The organism is Rhizobacter sp., assembly GCF_035702065.1.
Classification (GTDB): Bacteria; Pseudomonadota; Gammaproteobacteria; order Burkholderiales; family Burkholderiaceae_C; genus Rhizobacter.
The window spans coordinates 1-3,640 of sequence record NZ_DASSRA010000237.1; the positions used below are offsets into that span (position 1 = coordinate 1).

The 3,640-nt window shown below is 68.2% G+C and carries 4 protein-coding genes; 2 read left to right on the top strand and 2 right to left on the bottom strand.

The genetic code is table 11. The features are described from left to right. Together VFL64_RS11050 and VFL64_RS11055 are read left to right on the top strand one after the other, a co-directional pair. A partial coding sequence (locus VFL64_RS11050) for a hypothetical protein (protein WP_489540428.1) occupies positions 1-548 on the top strand: 548 nt, incomplete at its 5' end. A 2-nt stretch (positions 549-550) separates the two neighbouring features. Continuing rightward, positions 551-1,636: an MBL fold metallo-hydrolase gene (locus VFL64_RS11055; protein WP_489540429.1), complete on the top strand. Its 1,086-nt coding sequence runs from the start codon at positions 551-553 to the stop codon at positions 1,634-1,636. Here VFL64_RS11055 and VFL64_RS11060 read toward each other — a convergent pair whose 3' ends face one another. Further along, positions 1,637-3,022 (bottom strand): sensor histidine kinase, encoded by a 1,386-nt coding sequence (locus tag VFL64_RS11060; protein ID WP_489540430.1) that lies wholly within the window; start codon positions 3,020-3,022, stop codon positions 1,637-1,639. Beyond that, complete coding sequence (locus tag VFL64_RS11065) at positions 3,019-3,633, bottom strand: winged helix-turn-helix domain-containing protein (RefSeq protein ID WP_489540431.1); 615 nt, start codon at positions 3,631-3,633, stop codon at positions 3,019-3,021. Before VFL64_RS11065 ends, VFL64_RS11060 begins: the two co-directional genes overlap by 4 nt. Positions 3,634-3,640: the final 7 nt, after the last annotated feature.

Sequence of the window (3,640 nt, forward strand, 5' to 3'; positions counted from 1 at the left end):
CAGACTTCGCGGCCGCTATAGCAAAGTTGTCGGTTGTCGCCGAATCGGAGACTGCCTATCAAGTAAATGAGCTTCAAGCGCTGGTAAGCAAGGCATACATGCGTGCGTCGATCGCTGCGTGGCCGGTGAACCGATGCTCAGATGGCATGAAGCGTGCAAACAGTCGGCACGAAGAGGCATTCGCCAATGCCCAGCAAGTACACAACTTAATGATGGAAGCCGTCCGATCTGGAAACAAGGACATCAATCTCAGCATGCTGCGAGACGAGCACTCCATGTACATGAAGCGCATGGAAGAGGCGTCAGCCGAACGTCAGAAATATGACGATCAACACCAATCTGAGTTGGAACGCTTTCACGCAGTTCTTCTACCGCTACTGAAAGCCATTCGAGAACCAATGATCACGACCATGTCCAGGATTCGCGGTGATCTAGGTCTAACGACGGCTACAGGCAAGCTCAAAGATCAGATGGAGCGAATGGGCAAGGAAGCTGATGCTGAACTCGCCACCACAATGCAAGCGATCGAAACCCTGAGGCGAGCTTAAGGGTGAGCACCATACGCTCCTCCCTCTTCCTCACCACCTGCACCCTGCTCCTCGCCGGCTGCGCCGCCAGTGGTGACTGCAGCGCGCCCTACGCCAACTCACCGCAGTTCAGCAAAGACTGCCTCTTCGCCAACCCGCCCAATCCCGACACGCCGCCGGGGGCCAGCGGCTGGGCGATCTGGACGCGCTTTCTCACCGCCGGCAAGGTAGGCACGGTGCCGGTGGACCCGATCCCCGTGCGGCCCGTGACCACGGCGCAGCTCGATGCGCTGGACGCACAGGCCAACCACATCGTTCGCCTCGGCCATTCGTCGCACCTGCTCAAGCTGCGCGGCAAGTTCTGGCTGATCGACCCGGTGTTCGGCGAGCGCGTGTCGCCCTTCAGCTTTGCGGGGCCGAAGCGCTTTCATGCGCCGCCGCTCACGCTGCAGCAGCTGCCGCCGATCGAGGGGCTGATCCTCTCGCACGACCACTACGACCACCTCGACGTGCCGACCATCGAGTACCTGGCACAACGCGTGCAACGCTACTTCGTGCCGCTGGGCGTGAAGGCGCGGCTGGTGGACATGGGCGTGCCGGCCGAGCGAGTGCAGGAGTTCGACTGGTGGCAGGGCGGCACGCACGACGGCGTGCAGCTCACCGCCGCACCGGCACAGCACTTCTCGGGCCGCACGCTCACCGACCGCAACCGCACGCTGTGGGCCTCGTGGGTGATCCAGAGCGGCGAGCAACGCATCTTCTACAGCGGCGACTCGGGCTACTTCAAGGGCTTCAAGGCCATCGGCGAACGCTTCGGTGGCTTCGATCTCGCGTTGATCGAGAACGGCGCCTACGACGCCTACTGGCCCGCCGTGCACATGACGCCCGAAGAGAGCGTGCAAGCCTTCCAGGACCTGCGCGCCAAGGTGCTCTTCTCGGTGCACAACAGCACCTTCGACCTCGCCTTCCACACCTGGCACGACCCGCTGGACCGCATCGCCGACCTGGCGGCGGCCAAGGGCATCGAACTGGCCACGCCCGAGATCGGCGAGGTGCTGACGATCGGCCAGCCGCGCAGCAACAAGCGCTGGTGGGTTGGCCTGAAGTAGTCAGCCCGCGGCGGGCAGTGAGAGCCGCGCACTGAGCCCGCCCGCGCCTGCGCTTTCCAACGTGAGGTCGCCGCCATACAGGCGCGCGAGGTCGACCACGATGGCCAGGCCGAGGCCGCTGCCGGGTTCGCGCTCGTCGAGCCGCACGCCGCGCTGCAGCACCGCGGCCCGCTGCTCGGGGGCGATGCCGGGCCCGTCGTCCTCGACCGTGATGCGCAGCCACGGCCCTTCTTTCGCGGCGCGGACGACAACGGCGCTGCGTGCACTGCGGCAGGCGTTGTCGAGCAGGTTGCCGAGCATCTCCTGCAGGTCTTGCTCTTCGCCGGCGAACGCGAGATCGGGCGGCAGGTCGTCGGAACCCAGATCGAGGTGCCGGTCGGCGTGCAGCCTGTCCATCGTGCGCAGCAGGCCGCTCAGCACCGGTTCGAGCCGGGTGCGCTGGCCGGGCACGTGCTGCGTGGCGGCCGCACGCGCACGTGCGAGGTGCCATTGCATGTGGCGCTGCGCGTGCTGCACCTGCTCGCTCACCAGCGCCGACAGCTCCGACGGCCCGGCCTCGCGCGCGGCCTGGCCGAGGATGGCCAGGGGCGTCTTCAAGGCATGCGCAAGGTTGCCGGCCTGCGCGCGTGCGCGCGCCACGACTTCGGCGTTGCGGTCGAGCACGCCGTTGAACTCGTCGATGAGCGGCTGCACTTCGGCCGGGAAGCGACCGCCCAGGCGCTGCTCGCGGCCTTCGCGCACGCGCTGCAAGCCCTGCTGCATGGTCTTGAGCGGTGCGAGCCCCACCGCCACCTGGGCCAGCGCCGCCAGCGCGAGCAGCACGCCGAGGCCGACGAGCGACGCGGCCAGCACGCCGGTGAAGCGCTCGATGGCCTCGGCCGCGTCGTGCATGTCGCCCGCGACGATCAGGCGCCATCGGGTCTCGGCCGGTTGTTGCGGCGGCTGCGGCTGCACCGAGCGCTCCACCGCCCGCAGCGGCTCGCCCTGGGGGCCGATGGTGTTGTGCCGGTGCACCGCGCCATCGGCCAGCGCATCGTCGGGCAGGTGCAGCTCGGCGTCCCACAGCGAGCGCGAGCGCAGCAAGGCGCGGCGTTCGCCCGCAGCGGGAGGCAGGCGCTCGACCTGCCAGTACAGGCCGGAGTACGGCCTGTCCCAGCGCGGGTCGCTCATGTCGCGCGGGCCGATGACGGGCCGGCCCTGGGCGTCGAACTCCAGGCGCGCTGTCAGCTGGTCGAGCTGCTGCGACAGGGTGATGTCGAACTGCTGCAGCACATGGTCGCGGAACAGCCCCGCGAGCCACCAGTGCGCACCGGCCAGCGCCAGCGCGAGCGTGGCCAGCGTGGCGCCCAGCAGGCGCAGGCGCAGCGAGCCGCCGCGTGCGCTCACGGTGCCGCCAGGCGGTAGCCCTGGCCGCGAACGGTCTCGATCAGGCCCGGCGGCAGCTTCTTGCGCAGCCGCCCGACGAAGACCTCGATGGTGTTGGAGTCGCGGTCGAAGTCCTGGGCGTAGATGTGTTCGGTCAGCTCGGTGCGCGAGACCACGGCGCCAGGCCGGTGCATCAGGTAGTCGAGCACCTTGAACTCGTGGCTGGTGAGGCTGACCGCCTGGCCGCCGAGCGTCACCTTGCCGCTGCGCGTGTCCAGTGCGAGATCGCCGCAACGCAGAACCGGCGAGGCCTGGCCGGCCGCACGGCGGATCAGGCCGCGCAGCCGCGCGAGCAGCTCTTCCATGTGGAAGGGTTTGGTGACGTAGTCGTCGGCACCGGCGTCGATGCCGGCCACCTTCTCGCTCCAGTTGTCGCGCGCGGTGAGGATGAGCACCGGCATCGCCCGCCCCGCATCGCGCCAGCGCTTGAGCACCGTCAGGCCATCGAGCAACGGCAGGCCGAGGTCGAGCACGACGGCGTCGTAGGTCTCGGTGTCGCCCAGGACGTGCGCGCCCCGGCCATCACCCGCTTCGTCGACCACGTAGCCGGCTTCTTCCAGGGCCGTGCGCAACTGGTCG